Source organism: Faecalibacterium sp. An122 (assembly GCF_002160895.1).
GTDB lineage: Bacteria > Bacillota > Clostridia > Oscillospirales > Ruminococcaceae > Faecalibacterium.
This window is the reverse complement of the sequence record NZ_NFLL01000004.1, coordinates 139060-153657: the sequence shown is the minus strand read 5'-3', so window position 1 is coordinate 153657 and position 14598 is coordinate 139060. Positions and strand designations below refer to the sequence as shown.

The window sequence follows — 14598 nt, the reverse complement described above, 5'->3', positions numbered from 1 at the left end:
GCCCCGGAAACAGGAGCGGCCCATGAAAGCAACCATCGTCATCCCCAACATCAACGGCAAAGGCTGGCTGAAAGATTCCATCGAATCCATCTACGCCCAGACCGAGCAGGACTTTGAACTCATTGTGGTGGACAACGGTTCCACCGACGAAAGCCTGGACCAGGCCCGCAGCTATTGCAGCCGGCCCAACTTTACCCTGATCGAAAACGGCCACAACACCGGTTTTTCCCACGCGGTGAACCAGGGCATTGCCCGGGCCCAGAGCGAATATGTGGTGCTGTTCAACAACGACGCCTTCGCCGAGCCCCAGTGGCTGGCCGAGCTGATCCGTGCGGCGGACAGCGACCGCCGGATTTTCGCGGTCCAGAGCCTGATGATCCGCCACTTTGACCGGGAACTGGCCGACGACGCCGGCGACTACGTCACCTGGATGGGCTTTGCCTGCAAGACCGGCGACGGCCGCCGCGCCAGCCGCTACACCAGACAGAAACGGATTTTCTCGGCCTGCGGCGGCGCGGCCCTCTACCGCAAGAGCATCCTGGACGAGATCGGCGGCTTTGACGAGAACTTTTTCGCCTACTTCGAGGACGTGGACCTGAGCTGGCGGGCCAACAATACCGGCTACAAGAACATCCTGTGCCCCGCGGCCCGCTGCTACCACATCTGCGGCGCCAGCACCGGCGCGGTGCGGTACAATGCCTTCAAGAGCCAGCAGAGCGGCCGCAACAGCATCCTTCTCCCCCTCAAAAACGAGCCCGCCCTGATGCTTTTGGTCAACGCCCTGCCCCTGCTGGCGGGCTACCTGCTGAAATATTATAAGTTCCACAAACAGGGCTTTGGGGACGCCTGGGACAAGGGAATGCACGAGGCCTTTGCGATTCTCCGGGAGGGCCGGCTGGGCAAGCGGCCTTTCCGCCTGCGGGACCTGCCCCACTACCTGCTGATGGAACTGTGGATGATCTGGAACATGGTGCCCTATCTGTGGTACCGGCTGGTGGTGGTCCGCTTCGACCTGAAATAATCCCCTTTCCACAAAAAAGACGCTCCGCCATCTTTCGGCAGAGCGTCTTTTTTGTTTCACCGGGCCGGGGCCCGGGGTGTTTCGGTTGTTTGGGGTCAGGCGGCTGCGTCAGTGGAGGCAGCCTCGCTGCCGGCGCTGGAAGCGGCCTCACTGCTGGCGGCGGCTTCGCTGCTGGCGGCCTCGCTGGACGCCGCTTCACTGGATGCGGCCCCGCTGGACGCGGAACTGCTAGAATCGGCGTTGGGGTTGACCCCCGAGCGGATGGCGTCCTGAAGCTGTTCGGGGTCCATCATCACCACCGAGTTGGCCGCCTGGGAGGAGGCTGCCTGTTCGGGCTTGGTGGCGCTCTCGGTCAGGCCGGTGAGGTACCAGCTGCCGCTGGTCCGCTCAAAGATATAGTCCATATATTTGGTGGGGGTGTCGGACTGGGTGCTGATGAGGTCGTCCTGGGTGCTGGTGGGGATATAGCCCACGGTGACGTGGAGCTTGCCGTCCTCCTTGAATATCTTGACCACGTCGGCGCGATAGTAGCCCACGCCGCCGGTGACCGGGATGCTGTAGCACTGGGTGGCCTCGTCAAAGACGATGGTCATGTCGTCCATGTCAAAGCTGCGGTGGGTCAGCTGGAAGGAGGGGCCCACCAGCCGGGCCAGATAGGCGTCCACCTCCACCGCCGGCAGCAGCAGCTGTTCGGTGGTGGGGTCGTGGGCGTAGTTGTCAAAGTTGCCCTGGGTCTCCTGGATGCTGTAGATGCAGCCCCAGACGGCGGCCTCACGCAGGGTCAGGTCGTCGATGTTCTCGATGCCCTCGAAGGGCAGCGGGTCGAACAGCACCAGACCCTCCAGCTTGTCCTCGTATTCTTCCATCTGTTCGGTGTTGTCAAACAGGCCGGCCACCAGCCGGTAGCCCGCCCCCAGCACCGTAAAAATCCCGATGACCAGCAGCACCAGCATCACCAGGCCCAGCGCCTGACGGCGGCGGCGGCGATGGATGCGTGCGTGTTCCTCCGGGGTGACATAGGTTCTCATGTTGTGTCTGTCTCCTGCCTTCCAACAAATCGTTTTCGGCCCGGTGGGGCCGGTTTGTGCAATGACTCTCCGTATAGTATAGCACATTGTGCCTCATGGCGCAAAAGATTGGCTATGGTAATTTTGTGAAATGATGTCGAAGCCGCCTCTTGCCAGGGCCGCCCGGCATGCTATAATAGCCTTATGCCGACTGCATAAAAAAGGAGTGTTACCGTATGATCCGTTTCACCAACGATTACAGCGAGGGCTGCCATCCCTCCATTCTGGAGGCCATGGCCGCCACCAACACCGAGGGGAACCCCGGCTATTCCACCGACCCCCACTCGGCCCACGCCCATGACCTGATCCGCCAGGCCATCGGCCGTCCCGACGCCGACGTCCACCTGCTGGTGGGCGGCACCCAGACCAACGCCACCGCCATTGCGGCCTTCCTGCGTCCCTATGAGGCGGCCATCGCCGCCGCCAGCGGCCACATCTGCGTCCATGAGACCGGCGCCATCGAGGCCACCGGCCACAAGTGCATCGCCTGCCCCGCCGTGGACGGCAAACTGACCCCCGACGCCATCCGGACCGCGGTGGCATCCCATCCCGACGAGCACATGGTCAAGCCCAAGCTGGTCTACATCAGCCAGACCACCGAGATCGGCACCGTTTACAGCCTGGCCGAAGTGGAGGCCCTGCGGGCCGTCTGCGATGAGCTGGGCCTGTGGCTGTACCTGGACGGCGCCCGGCTGGCCAGCGGCCTGGCCGCCGGCGGCCCCTCCCTCACCGACCTGGGCCGGCTGTGCGACGCCTTTTACATCGGCGGCACCAAGAACGGTGCCCTGTTCGGCGAGGCCCTGGTGATCCTGAACCCGGCCCTCAAGCCCGATTTCCGCTACAACATCAAGCAGCGGGGCGGCATGCTGGCCAAGGGCTGGCTGCTGGGCATCCAGTTTGAGCAGCTGTTCCAGGAGGGCCGCTATGTGGCCCTGGCCGACCACGCCAACCAGATGGCCCTGAAGCTCAAGGCCGGCATCGCCGCCCTGGGCTATCCCTTCTTCTGCGACAGCATCACCAACCAGCAGTTCCCCATCTTCCCCGACGCGGTGGTGGAGGCCCTCAAGCCGGATTTTGGCTTTGAGTTCTCCTCCAAGCCCGACGCGGACCACACCTGCATCCGCCTGGTGACCAGCTGGGCCACCCCCGAGGCCAATGTGGACGCCTTCCTGAAGGCTCTGGCCGCCCTGACCGTTTAACTTACTCCCACTTGGCCCAGACTTCGGGCTGGTAGCCCACGGTGGTCTGACGGCCGTTGCGGACAATGGGGGTTTTCAGCAGCTGCTGGTTTTCAAACAGCTTGTCCTCTTTCTGCCAGTCGATCAAAGCGTCCAGCAGGGCCAGTGTCTGCTTGTCCTTGGCGGCGGGATTGACCAGGTTCTGCCAGCCGCCCACCGCCCGGGCCACGTTGTCAAACTCGCCCCGGCTCATCCCCTTCTCTTTCAGATCGATCATCTGAAAGCGGATGCCCCGCTCTTTAAAATACCGCTGGGCCTTTTTGGTGTCAAAGCACTTGGTGGTGCCGAAAATCTGAATGTTCATCCTGTTCCGTCCTTTCCGGTGTGAATACCTGTATTGTAGCATACCGCCGGGCGAAAGTATAGACCGGCCCGGTTTGGGCAGACTGTGAGGGTGAGGGCGGCCCGCCGCCCCCTTTGAAAATTCACCCGAAAAAGGAGCGATACCATGAAAGCCTCTGTTGATCCCAATCTCTGCATCGGCTGCACCCAGTGCGCCGGCCTTTGCCCCGAGGTCTTTTCCATGGACGGCACCCTGGCGGTGGCCATCCCCGGCGAAATCCCCCCGGAGGACGTTCCCCAGGCGGTGAGCGCCGCCGAGTCCTGCCCGGTGGGCGCCATCCAGACCACCAACTGATCCCCGCCCCGTCCGGCTGTCCGGGCGGGGTATTTTTGCGTATCGGGAGCCTGGTCTTGTTCCTGCCGGTCTTTTTGTGGTATACTGAGAGGTAAAGGTGCGACAGACGCACAGCCCGCCTGCACGCGGGCTGCACATACAGGGAGGATTCATGCAATGTCTTTAATGGTCGTTGACGGCAACAGCATCGCCAACCGCGCTTTTTTCGGTATCAAGGTGCTGACCACCAAAGAGGGGCAATATACCAATGCCATCTATGGCTTTATGAACATTTTGCTCTCCCTGACCCAGACCTATCAGCCCGACAAGGTGGCCATCGCCTTTGACCTGCCGGCCCCCACCTTCCGCCACAAGATGTACGACGGCTACAAGGCCACCCGCCACGGGATGCCGGAGGAGCTGGCCTCCCAGATGCCGCTTCTGCGCCAGCTTCTCACCGACCTGGGCTACCGCCTGGTGACGGCCGAGGGCTGGGAGGCCGACGACATTCTGGGCACCCTGGCCGCCGCCTGTGACCAGCGGGGGGAGACCTGCTACCTGGCCACCGGAGACCGGGACAACCTGCAGCTGGTGAGCGACACCACCACCGTCCTGCTGGCCACCACGTCCCGGGGCCACAGCGAGACCCGGGTCATGGACCCCGAGGCGGTGCAGGCCCAGTATGGGGTCAGCCCCCGGCAGCTCATCGACGTCAAGAGCCTGATGGGCGACTCGTCGGACAATATTCCCGGCGTCAAGGGCATCGGCGAAAAAACCGCCCTGGCCCTGATTCAGCAGTTCGGCAGCCTGGCGGGGGTGTACGAACACATCGACGACCCCGCCATCAAGCCCCGCCAGCGGGCCAACCTGCTGGACTACAAGGCTGACGCCGAGCTCAGCTACACCCTGGGCACCATCCGCACCGACGCCCCCATCGACACCGACCCCAACCACTACGCGCCGGGTGAGGGCGACAAGGCTGCGGCGGTGCGCCTGATGCTGGACCTGGAAATCCGGGCCCTGATCCCCCGTCTGGGCCTGGAACACGTTCTCCCCGCCCAGGACGGCCCCGCGGAGGAGGCCGCTCCCCTGCCCGCCGGGCAGGTGTCGGAGCTGCCCGCCCATCCCCAGGGCCTCTATTTGCTGGCGGCCCGGCCGGCGGTCTACGGCAAAAAGGGCAACCGCATTGTGGAGGAGCGTCCCGCCCACTGGTACGCCGTCCAGGACGCCGCCGTCTATCCTCTGACCGACAGCGACCTGCCCCGGCTGCTGGATGACCCCGCCGTCACCGCCGAGGTGTTCGACGCGGCCCCCCTCTATGCCGCCGCCATGGAACAGGGCGGCTGGGGCGCCTCCATCACCTGGGACGGCAAGCTGGCGGCCTACCTGCTGGACGCCTCGGCGGCCAAGTACAGCATCGCCGCCCTGGCCGAGTCCTACAAAATCGCCCCCGCCTTCACCTGTGAGGAATGGCCCGACGCCCCCTATCTGGCGGGGCTGTTCGCCAAGATGAAGGAGGAAATCACCCGGCTAGGAGAGGATTCCCTCTACAACGACATCGAGTTCCCCCTGGCCCAGGTGCTGGCCGACATGACCCGCACCGGCGTCCTGGTGGACCGGGCGGGGATTGAGCAGTTCGGCGTCCAGCTGCGGGAGAAAATCGACAGCACCCTGTCCTATATCCGCAGCCAGGTGGAGGACCCCGACTTCAACCCCAACAGTCCCAAGCAGCTGGGAGACATGCTCTTTGTCAAGATGAACCTGCCCCACGGCCGCAAGACCAGCCGGGGCTGGTCCACCGACAACGCCACCCTTCAGAAGCTGCGGCCCGACTATCCCCTCATCGACGTAATTCTGCAGTACCGCTCCTACCAGAAGCTGTACTCCACCTATGTGGAGGGCCTGCTGAAGGTGATCGGCCCCGACGGCCGGATTCACTCCACCTTCAACCAGACCGAGGCCCGCACCGGCCGCCTGTCGTCGGACAACCCCAATCTGCAGAACATCCCCATCCGCACCGAGCTGGGCAGCCAGCTGCGGAGCTTCTTTGTGGCCAAGCCGGGCTGCGTCTTTGTGGACGCCGACTACAGCCAGATTGAGCTGCGGATTCTGGCCCACATCACCGGGGACGAGCACATGCAGGAGGCCTTCCGCAGCGGTCAGGACATCCACCGCAGCACCGCCGCCAAGATTTACGGCATCCCCCTGGAGGAAGTGACCCCCCGGCTGCGCACCGCCGCCAAGGCCATCAATTTCGGCATCATGTATGGCAAGGGCGCATTCAGCCTGTCGGAGGACCTGGGGGTCTCGGTGAAGGAGGCCGGCACTTTTCTGAAAAACTATCTGGCCAGCTTCCCCAAGGTGGACAGCTATATGGAGCAGACCATCGCCGACGCCAAGGAGAAAGGCTATGTCAGCACCCTGTTTGGACGGCGGCGGGCCCTGCCCGAGCTGTCCAACTCCAACTTTGCGGTCCGCACCAGCGGAGAGCGGATGGCCCGCAACACCCCCATTCAGGGCACCGCGGCGGACGTCATCAAGCTGGCCATGGTGCGGGTCTGGCGGCGTCTGCGGGATGAAAAGCTGGAAAGCCGGCTGATCCTCACCGTCCACGACGAACTGATTGTGGAGGCCCCCGAGGCCGAAGCCGAGCAGGCCGCCCGCATCCTGAAAGAAGAAATGGAGGGCTGCGTCCAGTTTGCAGTGCCGCTGGACACCGACGTCCGCCAGGGCAAATCCTGGCTGGAGGCCCATTAACAGCCCCCAACACATCATACTGCGGAGGAACAAACGCGAACATGGTTATACTGGGAATTGAATCCACCTGTGATGAAACCGCCGCCGCCCTGGTGGAGGACGGCCGCCTGCTGAAAAGCAACGTCATTTCCACCAGCGTCAAGGAACAGGCCCTCTACGGGGGCGTGGTGCCCGAGATTGCCAGCCGCCGGCACTGTGAGTACATCAGCGCCACGGTGGACAAGGCCCTGGCGGACGCCGGCTATACCATCGACCAGGTGGACGCCGTGGCGGTGACCTTTGCCCCGGGCCTGATCGGTGCGGTGCTGGTGGGGGTCAACTTTGCCAAGGGCCTGGCCTATTCGGCGGGCAAGCCGCTGGTCCCGGTGCATCATCTGCGGGGACACATTGCGGCCCTCTACCTGACCCATCCCGAGCTGAAACCGCCGTTCCTGTGCCTGGTGGCCTCGGGCGGACACAGCCACATTGTCCAGGTGGAGGATTACACCCAGTTCCATGTTCTGGGCCGGACGGTGGATGACGCCGCCGGCGAGGCCTTCGACAAGGTGGCCCGGACCCTGGGCCTGCCCTATCCGGGCGGGCCCAGCATCGCCGCCGCGGCCAAGACCGGCGATCCCCACGCCTACCGACTGCCGGTGCCCCATGTGGAGGGCAAGTACAACGTCAGTTTTTCGGGTCTGAAAACCGCCGTCCTCAACGAGGTGAACCAGGCCCGGATGAAGGGTCTGGAGATCAACGTCCCCGACCTGGCGGCCAGTTTCCAGGAGCGGATCGACGGCATTCTGGCGGAAAAGCTACTGTTGGCGGCCGCCGACACCGGCGCACAGCAGGTATGTCTGGCGGGCGGCGTAGCGGCCAACGGACGTCTGCGTCAGCTGGTGAACGACGGAGCCCAGAAGCTGGGCGCCCAGGTCTTTTTGCCCCAGCTGAAATTCTGCGGCGACAACGGAGCCATGATTGCGTCCCAGGGGTATTACGAGTACATAGCGGGCCACACCGCCGGCCTGGACCTCAACGGCCTGCCCACCCTCCCCATCGACTCCCCCTACTTTTTCGAGAAAAAGTAGGCAAAAAGCTTTTCACTGGGTACCATACACTCTGGCCGCTCTTTATAACGTTTGTGGGGGTTGCAGACTTTGCCGCACTCACGTTACGTTTGGCAACGTAGGCGAGGCGCTGCCTGCGGCAGAAACAGCCGAGCCGGAGTTGGGGCAGCCGTCCAAATTTTCAAGCGGACCGCGTCCAGCGCAGAAAATTTGGGCAACGGCAACCCGGACCTGCGGCCGGGTACGATGCAAAGTTTTGCATAGCCTGGTTTCATCTAGGACGGATAACTACCCCATATAAGGCCTTCCCCTTTTAAAGGGCTGCCGGCTGTCAGGTTTCAGCCTCTTTAGTAGGCTCCCGGCCTGCGGCCCGCTTTTTCGTGAAAAAGCTTGGCAAAAAGCTTCACCTGGTACCGCTGACTGCTGTAGTCCTCACAAAGTCCTGCCGGCGATAAACTTACAGCCGCTTTATAAGGCTCCCGGCCTGCGGCCCTGTGAGTCCAAAGTCTTGTACAGCCTGACCTCCCGCCCGGTACGCTCCAAAAACCTATAAGTATATAAGTAAAAATAACCCCTGTCTCGCTCTGAGACAGGGGTTACATTGTATAGTTTTTTCTGCGTGTGCCGGGTTATCAATAGTCAGGCTATGCGGAACTTCGCATCGCACCGGGGCACAGCCCCAAACGTAACGAACGAGCACGAGCGGAACGGCTCCGCGGAACGACCGGAGACCCGCAAACTTCATGGTACACAGTAAAACCCCCGCCCAAAAGATGGGCGGGGGTTATTTTTATGGATGGGGTTTCATGGTGTACCAAGTGAGAAAACCAGGCTACGCGGAGCTTCGCATCGTACCGGGGCACAGCCCCAAACGTAACGAACGAGCACGAGCGGAACTGCCCCGCGGAACCGCCGGAGACCCGCAAACTTCATGGTACACAGCAAAACCCCCGCCCGGAAGATGGGCAGGGGTTGTTTTTATGGATAGGGTTTCATGGTGTACCAAGTGAGAAGACCAGGCTACGCGGAACTTTGCATCGTACCGGGGCACAGCCCCAAACGTAACGAACGAGCACGAGCGGAACGGCTCCGCGGAACGACCGGAGACCCGCAAACTTCATGGTACACAGTGAAAGTCTTTTGCCTACTTTTCTTCAGAAAAGTAGGGGGAGAAGAGGGGGATTTCAGGGATGCGCGTTTTCCGCAGCAGGAAGGCGGTGGGGATCAGGTAGATCAGGACGCTGATCAGCATGCTGGGATCGTAGGTGCTGACCACCTCGCTGACGCCGCCCACGCCGTCGTACAGGCCCGACTGGATCAGGGCGGCCACGTCCTGGAACATATGCAGGAAAACCACCACCCACAGGTTGCCGGTTCGGAAATAGATAGCGCCGTAGAGCATGCCCAGAGCCATGGTGATGCAGCACTGGATCAGGACGCCCAGGGTAGCGCTGCCCAGCAGGTTCACCATGTGTCCCGCGCCGAACAATACGCCGGACAGGACCACCGCCTTCCAGACGCCGGCCCGGTCGGAGCCGAAATGTTCCAGCAGGGTCTGGGCGATGACGCCCCGGAACAGGGCCTCCTCAGCCAGGCCGATGAGGAACATGGTGATCAGAAAGACCACCACCCGCCAGGCCGCCTTGGGTACGGCGCCCTCCGGCGGTCCCACAATCCCCACGTTGAGGCTGAGGCTCAAACTCAGCATCACAAAGGGGAACATGCCCACCAGCAATCCGTCCAGAAATCCGGTTCCCCGGTGGGTCAGGACTCTCATTCGTCCGGTGCGCCACAGCAGCACCAGCGCCACCAGGAATCCAATCAGGTCGTTGACGGCCTGCAGCAGATATTCTTCCGTCATGAAGGGCCGGATCACTCCCTCCGGCGCCAGCAGAGCCATCAGAAAGGCAAAGAGGTTGAGTCCCAGCGCCATACATGCCATGAACAGGATGACGGACAAGAGACAGTACAGATACGGGTGATTGCCCCGCAGTCGTTTCAGCATTCGGTGTTCCTCCCGGATCAATCAGTCGGGGCGCGGCCGGGCCGTCCCCAGCCCCATTGTACCACAAACCATACGGGAAAAACAGACTTCACAGATTTTTCGCCCCTTCGGGGTCGGGCCGGTTTTCCAGCAGATCTTTCAGGGTGGCGCAGAGGATGCGGAAATCGATGGGCTTGGAGATATGGGCGTTCATGCCGGCGGCGGTGGTGGCCGCGATGTCCTCCGCGAAGGCGTTGGCCGTCACCGCCACAATGGGCACTGAGGCGGCGTCGGGTCGGTCGGCGGCCCGGATTTTCCGGGCGGCCTCACAGCCGTCCATCTGGGGCATCTGCATATCCATCAGGATGGCGTCAAAGGCAAAGGGCGCCGACGCCAGGAACAGGTCCACCGCTTCCCGGCCGTTCCACGCCTGGAACACTTCCAGCCCGTTCATGGTCAAAATCTCGCTGGCAATCTCCATGTTCAGGACGTTGTCCTCCGCCACCAGGATCTTTTTCCCCTTGAGGGAGCAGGGTTCCTCCGGCTTTTTCTCGGCGGCGGGGGCGGGAGCCGGCTGGTTCTCCGCCGAGGCGGCGGCCGCCGTCAGGAAGGGCACCGTGATGGTGAAGGTACTCCCCTCCCCCAGCTTGCTGTCCACATAAATCTGGCCGTTCATCTGGGTGACCAGGCTCTTGACGATGGGCATGCCCAGGCCGGTGCCCATCACCTGGCGGGAGAAGAACCGGGTCTCCCGGATATAGGGCTCAAACAGCTGGGGCAAAAACTCCTCCGACATCCCGATGCCGGTATCCCGCACCACAATCTGGTACTGGGGCGTGGGCGGGACGCCCATCTGGCGCACCGTCAGGGAGACGGTGTCCCCCTCCGAGGTGAACTTGAAGGCGTTGGACAGGAGGTTGTTCAGCATCTGGGTCACCCGGGTGCTGTCCCCCATAATCCGCTTGTCCTGCAAATTGCAGCTGACCTGGAAGGTTTTCTTTTCCTGCCGGGCCTGGGGCCGGAAGGAATCGGCGCAGGCCTGGATGCAGGCCTCCAGGTCAAAGGCCTGGTGGTTGAGGGTCATTTTGCCCTGTTCCATCCGGGACATTTCCAGAATATCGTTCACCAGGTCCAGCAGCTGCCGGCCTGAGTAGGAGATCTTGTCGGCGTATTCCCGCACCTTCTGGGGATCTCCGGCGTGCTGGCGCAGCAGGTCCAGAACCCCCAGAATGGCGTTCAGGGGGGTGCGCATGTCGTGGGACATGTTGTTGAAGAAGGACAGCTTGGACTTTTCGTTCCGGCGGGAGATGGCCAGGGTCTCCTCCAGCAGTTTCCGCTCCTGGATTTCCCGGCGCTTTTCCTTGTCCACTTCCCGGAAGCAGAGGACCGCCTCGTCGGGGCCCAGGGCCTCGTCAAAGAGGACCCGGATGTTGATCCACTTCTCTCCGCTGTCGTACCGGCCCAGAAAATCGCCGCCGTAGTCCCGGATATGGCCGGCGTTCAGAGCCCGCAGGCTCTCGGAGGAAAAGCTCTTGCAGAACTCATTGACGGTGTCGGCGTCCATCAGGCCGCTGATGGCGGACACAAATTCCGAATAAGGACCCTCCCCGGCCAGCCGGCCCCTGGTGTAGGGGGAACTCTTGATGATCTCGTAGGTGTCCTCCTCGTAATTGACCCGGAAAATCCCATAGTAGGAGTTGCTCAGGACCCGGATGGTCTCGCTGGATCGCTCCACCATGGAGTCCAGGCGCAGGTTGTGCCAGATGGTCACCGCAAAGCCGATGATCCAGGCCAGCATAATCAGGATATAGATTCCTATGAACTGGGTCAGCTGGCCCAGCATCCGGTCCACCGGCACCGTGAGGATGACTTTCCAGCCGTTTTCGGTGTCGGCGTAGTAGATGCCCCGCCGCACCCCGTCCATTCCCAGCACAAAGGAGTCATAGCGGCCCACCTTTCCGTCCTGGATGGAGGCCAGCATCCGGTCCACATAGACCTGCTGCTGGCTGGCGTCCAGCTCGGTGCGGGTGTAGACGGCGCTGCCGCTGGTGTCGCAGATAAAGACCGAGGTTCCCTCCGCCGGGACCACGCCGCTGGGCTGGATGTTGAGATTTTCCGGGAAGATATCCAGCGCCACCACCGTGTCGCTGTGGAGGCAGGCCCCCACCACCGTGATGATCCCCCGGTGATAGATGGAGTCGGTATACACGTCGGTAAAGACTACTTCGCCCCGGTGCTCCATGGCTTCCTTGTACCAGACCGAGGAGAGATAGTCGTAGGTTTCGTCCCCTTCCCAGGGGTTGGCTGCGTAGATTTTGCCCTTGTACACCACATAGGGGTCCACCTGGTCCTGCCCCAGGATGGTCTGGATTCGGATGCAGTACTGGTTGATGCGGGAGATGATGTCCTCGTCCGAGTCCCCTTCCTCCATCCGGGCGTCCAGCATATAGGTACCGTAGGAGATCAGGGCCTTGTAGGTGCTCAGGTCGCCGTCCACCTCTGCGGCATAGTGCTGGGCGGCGGACGTCTCAATGGTCTGGTGGTTCTGGAGCAGGACTTTCTGCAAAAAGGCAGAAAACACAATCCCCGCTGCAATCAGCACCAGGGTGGCAAAGAGATAATAGCGCAGTTTTTTCCACAGGTTGACCCACTTTTCCCGGTTGATTTTCCGGGGCCGGGCCGGTTTGTATTTTGAATACCACATATTACAGCTGCCCGATGGCGTCGGCCGCCCGGCGGTAGGCCGCCTCAATGGCGGGCATCAGGGCGGCGGCGTCGGCAGGCTTGTCCTCCCGCAACAGGGCCACCTGACGGGTGAACAGGTCGTACAGCTCGGTCATGGACAGATTGCCGCACATCCCCTTCAGGGTGTGGGAGGCCGCCAGGGCCTGCTGCCAGTCTCCGGCCTCCACCGCCTGGCAGAGGCTGCTGTAGGTCGCATCTTCCAGAAAGCGCTTGAGAAACCGTTCCAGCAAAGCGTCGCTGCCCATAAAGCGTTCCAGAGCGTCGGCGGCCTGGATGCCGCCCCGGGCCAGACTATCCAGTTTTGCCTGATCCATGGTTTAATCCTCCTTGCAGGGATGTTGATAGAGTTTGGCCAGTTCTCCTTCCACCTGGAAGAAGCATTCCAGCAGACGGGGGTTGAAGCTGCCGCAGTCGCCGCTGCGGATCATTTCCAGCACCTTTTCCCGGGGGAAAGCGTCCTTGTACACCCGCTTGCAGCTGAGGGCGTCGTAGACGTCCGCCAGGGAGACGATCTGGGCCGCCAGGGAGATCTCGTCCCCTTTCAGCCCGTCGGGATAGCCCCGGCCGTCCCACCGCTCGTGGTGGTGGCGGGCGATGTCCCAGGCGTAGGGATAGGCGCCGTTTTCCCGCAGCTGGGGGATCTGTTCCAGCAGGCGGGCGCCCTGGACGGTATGGCTCTTCATCACCTCGAATTCCTCGGGGGTGAGTTTGCCGGGCTTGTTGAGGATGGCGTCGGGCACCGCAATTTTGCCCACGTCGTGCATGATGGACCCCAGGGCGATCTGTTTGATCTCGATGGGGGACAGGCCATCGCCCAGGGGGGTATGGGTGAGCAGATAGGTGGTGATATCGTGAATCCGGCGGACATGGTCCCCCGACTCCTCGCTGCGGAATTCAATGGCGGCGGCCAGGGCCTCGATCATCCCCTTGTTCAGCTCGATGATCTGTTTGGCCTGGGCCAGCAGGTCGGCCTGCTGCAGCTCCACCACGTTGCTCAGCCGCTCCCGCGCCTGGAACAATTCCACCACCGACTGCACCCGCCGCAGCACCATATAGGGGATGATGGGCTTGCCGATGACATCCATCACGCCCAGGGCATAGGCCTCTTTCATCACCTCGCCGCTGGCCTCGGCAGTGATGAGGAACACCGGGATTTTTTCCAAAAGGCCGTATTCCTTGAGGCAGCGCAGCACCTGGATGCCGTCCATCTCGGGCATCATCACATCCAGCAGGATGGCGCACAGGTCGTCCTGCCGCTCCAGCACACGATCCAGGCCGGCCCGGCCGTTTTCGGCCGTATCGGTGTCATAATAGGGCGCGAACAGGTTCTCCAAGATCGCGCAGTTGATTTCGTCGTCGTCCACAATCAGCAGCAAGCCGCGTTCCGGCCGCACCGCTGCCTGCAGGGCCTGGGTCTGTTCTGTATCCATGGTTTCGTTCCTTCCTATCCTCAGCAACCCGCAATCAATCGTTTCTCCATACATTATTATACCTGCTTTTCCAGCAAATTACAATTCAAAAGACAGGATCGAGCTTTAAAAATTCGTATTCTCGTCCAAACCCGGCCTCCGGGCCCCGCTCCCTCCCCCGCCGGGCAAATTTTGCCCCCTCTGCTCATAGATTGAAAGCAGAAACGGCCCGTTTCGGCCCAATGCAAAGGGAGGTTTTCATCATGCTGCTGAGCCTGCTCCAATTTTTCTCCGCCCGCTTCCTCTACCTCGCCCTTCACCTGGAATCCGGGAGCTTTCCCCGCCCCCTGACCCCCCGGGAGGAGGCCGCCGCCTTTGAGGCGCTGCGGGACGGCGACCCCGCCGCCCGGGAAAAGATCATCCGCCACAATCTGCGCCTGGTGGCCCACATCGCAAAAAAGTACTACGCCCTCCCCGGCGACCAGGACGACCTCATCAGCATCGGCACCATCGGCCTCATCAAGGCGGTCAACACCTTCGACAGCACCCGCCAGGCCCGCTTTTCCACCTATGCCAGCCGCTGCATTGAAAATGCTATCCTCACCAAACAGCGCATTGAAAATCCGCGCGTTTCTCGCCAGCAACCGGCATGAAACGGCGGACTTTTCTCCTGGTCTATCTTAAAAACCACCTCCGAAGTCTCCTGCTTTTTTGC

At 62.0% G+C, this 14598-nt stretch carries 12 protein-coding genes; 6 read left to right on the top strand and 6 right to left on the bottom strand.

The features are described from left to right. Positions 1 to 22 precede the first annotated feature (22 nt). Positions 23 to 1021 carry a glycosyltransferase family 2 protein gene (locus B5E67_RS05010; RefSeq protein ID WP_087383456.1) on the top strand — a complete coding sequence of 333 codons (999 nt, stop codon included), beginning with the start codon at positions 23 to 25 and terminating at the stop codon, positions 1019 to 1021. A gap of 95 nt (positions 1022 to 1116) precedes the next feature. Here B5E67_RS05010 and B5E67_RS05005 read toward each other — a convergent pair whose 3' ends face one another. Further along, positions 1117 to 2049 (bottom strand): Ice-structuring protein, encoded by a 933-nt coding sequence (locus tag B5E67_RS05005; protein WP_087383453.1) that lies wholly within the window; start codon positions 2047 to 2049, stop codon positions 1117 to 1119. Between the two features lie 215 nt (positions 2050 to 2264). On the opposite strand from B5E67_RS05005, the gene B5E67_RS05000 reads away from it, so the two are divergent. Beyond that, positions 2265 to 3287 carry an aminotransferase class I/II-fold pyridoxal phosphate-dependent enzyme gene (locus B5E67_RS05000; protein WP_087383450.1) on the top strand — a complete coding sequence of 341 codons (1023 nt, stop codon included), beginning with the start codon at positions 2265 to 2267 and terminating at the stop codon, positions 3285 to 3287. 1 nt (position 3288) lies between these two features. Here the strand turns inward: B5E67_RS05000 and B5E67_RS04995 are convergent, their stop codons facing one another. Then, positions 3289 to 3630: an arsenate reductase family protein gene (locus B5E67_RS04995; RefSeq protein ID WP_087383447.1), complete on the bottom strand. Its 342-nt coding sequence runs from the start codon at positions 3628 to 3630 to the stop codon at positions 3289 to 3291. Between the two features lie 144 nt (positions 3631 to 3774). Between B5E67_RS04995 and B5E67_RS04990 the strand changes: the two genes are divergently transcribed. The 3 genes from B5E67_RS04990 to tsaD all read left to right on the top strand — a co-directional run bounded on the left by B5E67_RS04990 (position 3775) and on the right by tsaD (position 7766). After that, entirely contained in the window at positions 3775 to 3963 is a 189-nt protein-coding gene (locus tag B5E67_RS04990; protein ID WP_087248879.1) for a ferredoxin, read from the top strand. Between the two features lie 156 nt (positions 3964 to 4119). Further along, positions 4120 to 6699: a DNA polymerase I gene (polA, locus tag B5E67_RS04985; protein ID WP_087383444.1), complete on the top strand. Its 2580-nt coding sequence runs from the start codon at positions 4120 to 4122 to the stop codon at positions 6697 to 6699. Positions 6700 to 6740: 41 nt separating this feature from the next. Continuing rightward, a complete protein-coding gene (gene tsaD, locus B5E67_RS04980; RefSeq protein ID WP_087383441.1) occupies positions 6741 to 7766 on the top strand; it encodes a tRNA (adenosine(37)-N6)-threonylcarbamoyltransferase complex transferase subunit TsaD in 1026 nt (341 codons plus the stop codon). A gap of 1123 nt (positions 7767 to 8889) precedes the next feature. Here the strand turns inward: tsaD and B5E67_RS04975 are convergent. From B5E67_RS04975 to B5E67_RS04960, 4 genes are all read right to left on the bottom strand, one after another. Further along, complete coding sequence (locus B5E67_RS04975; protein ID WP_087383438.1) at positions 8890 to 9750, bottom strand: CPBP family intramembrane glutamic endopeptidase; 861 nt, start codon at positions 9748 to 9750, stop codon at positions 8890 to 8892. Positions 9751 to 9838: 88 nt separating this feature from the next. Then, complete coding sequence (locus tag B5E67_RS04970; protein ID WP_087383435.1) at positions 9839 to 12433, bottom strand: ATP-binding protein; 2595 nt, start codon at positions 12431 to 12433, stop codon at positions 9839 to 9841. Position 12434: 1 nt separating this feature from the next. Further along, positions 12435 to 12788: an Hpt domain-containing protein gene (locus B5E67_RS04965; RefSeq protein ID WP_087383432.1), complete on the bottom strand. Its 354-nt coding sequence runs from the start codon at positions 12786 to 12788 to the stop codon at positions 12435 to 12437. A gap of 3 nt (positions 12789 to 12791) precedes the next feature. After that, positions 12792 to 13904, bottom strand: a complete 1113-nt coding sequence (locus B5E67_RS04960; protein ID WP_087383429.1) for an HD domain-containing phosphohydrolase — start codon at positions 13902 to 13904, stop codon at positions 12792 to 12794. A gap of 242 nt (positions 13905 to 14146) precedes the next feature. Here B5E67_RS04960 and B5E67_RS04955 point away from each other — a divergent pair, with 242 nt between their 5' ends. After that, positions 14147 to 14536: a sigma-70 family RNA polymerase sigma factor gene (locus tag B5E67_RS04955; RefSeq protein WP_204246526.1), complete on the top strand. Its 390-nt coding sequence runs from the start codon at positions 14147 to 14149 to the stop codon at positions 14534 to 14536. Positions 14537 to 14598: the final 62 nt, after the last annotated feature.

Bases quoted from the DNA above. Each gene is read 5' to 3' on its own strand.
- B5E67_RS05010 (WP_087383456.1), top strand. From the start codon at position 23: ATGAAAGCAACCATCGTCATCCCCAACATCAACGGCAAAGGCTGGCTG.
- B5E67_RS05005 (WP_087383453.1), bottom strand. From the start codon at position 2,049: ATGAGAACCTATGTCACCCCGGAGGAACACGCACGCATCCATCGCCGC.
- B5E67_RS05000 (WP_087383450.1), top strand. From the start codon at position 2,265: ATGATCCGTTTCACCAACGATTACAGCGAGGGCTGCCATCCCTCCATT.
- B5E67_RS04995 (WP_087383447.1), bottom strand. From the start codon at position 3,630: ATGAACATTCAGATTTTCGGCACCACCAAGTGCTTTGACACCAAAAAG.
- B5E67_RS04990 (WP_087248879.1), top strand. From the start codon at position 3,775: ATGAAAGCCTCTGTTGATCCCAATCTCTGCATCGGCTGCACCCAGTGC.
- polA (WP_087383444.1), top strand. From the start codon at position 4,120: ATGTCTTTAATGGTCGTTGACGGCAACAGCATCGCCAACCGCGCTTTT.
- tsaD (WP_087383441.1), top strand. From the start codon at position 6,741: ATGGTTATACTGGGAATTGAATCCACCTGTGATGAAACCGCCGCCGCC.
- B5E67_RS04975 (WP_087383438.1), bottom strand. From the start codon at position 9,750: ATGCTGAAACGACTGCGGGGCAATCACCCGTATCTGTACTGTCTCTTG.
- B5E67_RS04970 (WP_087383435.1), bottom strand. From the start codon at position 12,433: ATGTGGTATTCAAAATACAAACCGGCCCGGCCCCGGAAAATCAACCGG.
- B5E67_RS04965 (WP_087383432.1), bottom strand. From the start codon at position 12,788: ATGGATCAGGCAAAACTGGATAGTCTGGCCCGGGGCGGCATCCAGGCC.
- B5E67_RS04960 (WP_087383429.1), bottom strand. From the start codon at position 13,904: ATGGATACAGAACAGACCCAGGCCCTGCAGGCAGCGGTGCGGCCGGAA.
- B5E67_RS04955 (WP_204246526.1), top strand. From the start codon at position 14,147: ATGCTGCTGAGCCTGCTCCAATTTTTCTCCGCCCGCTTCCTCTACCTC.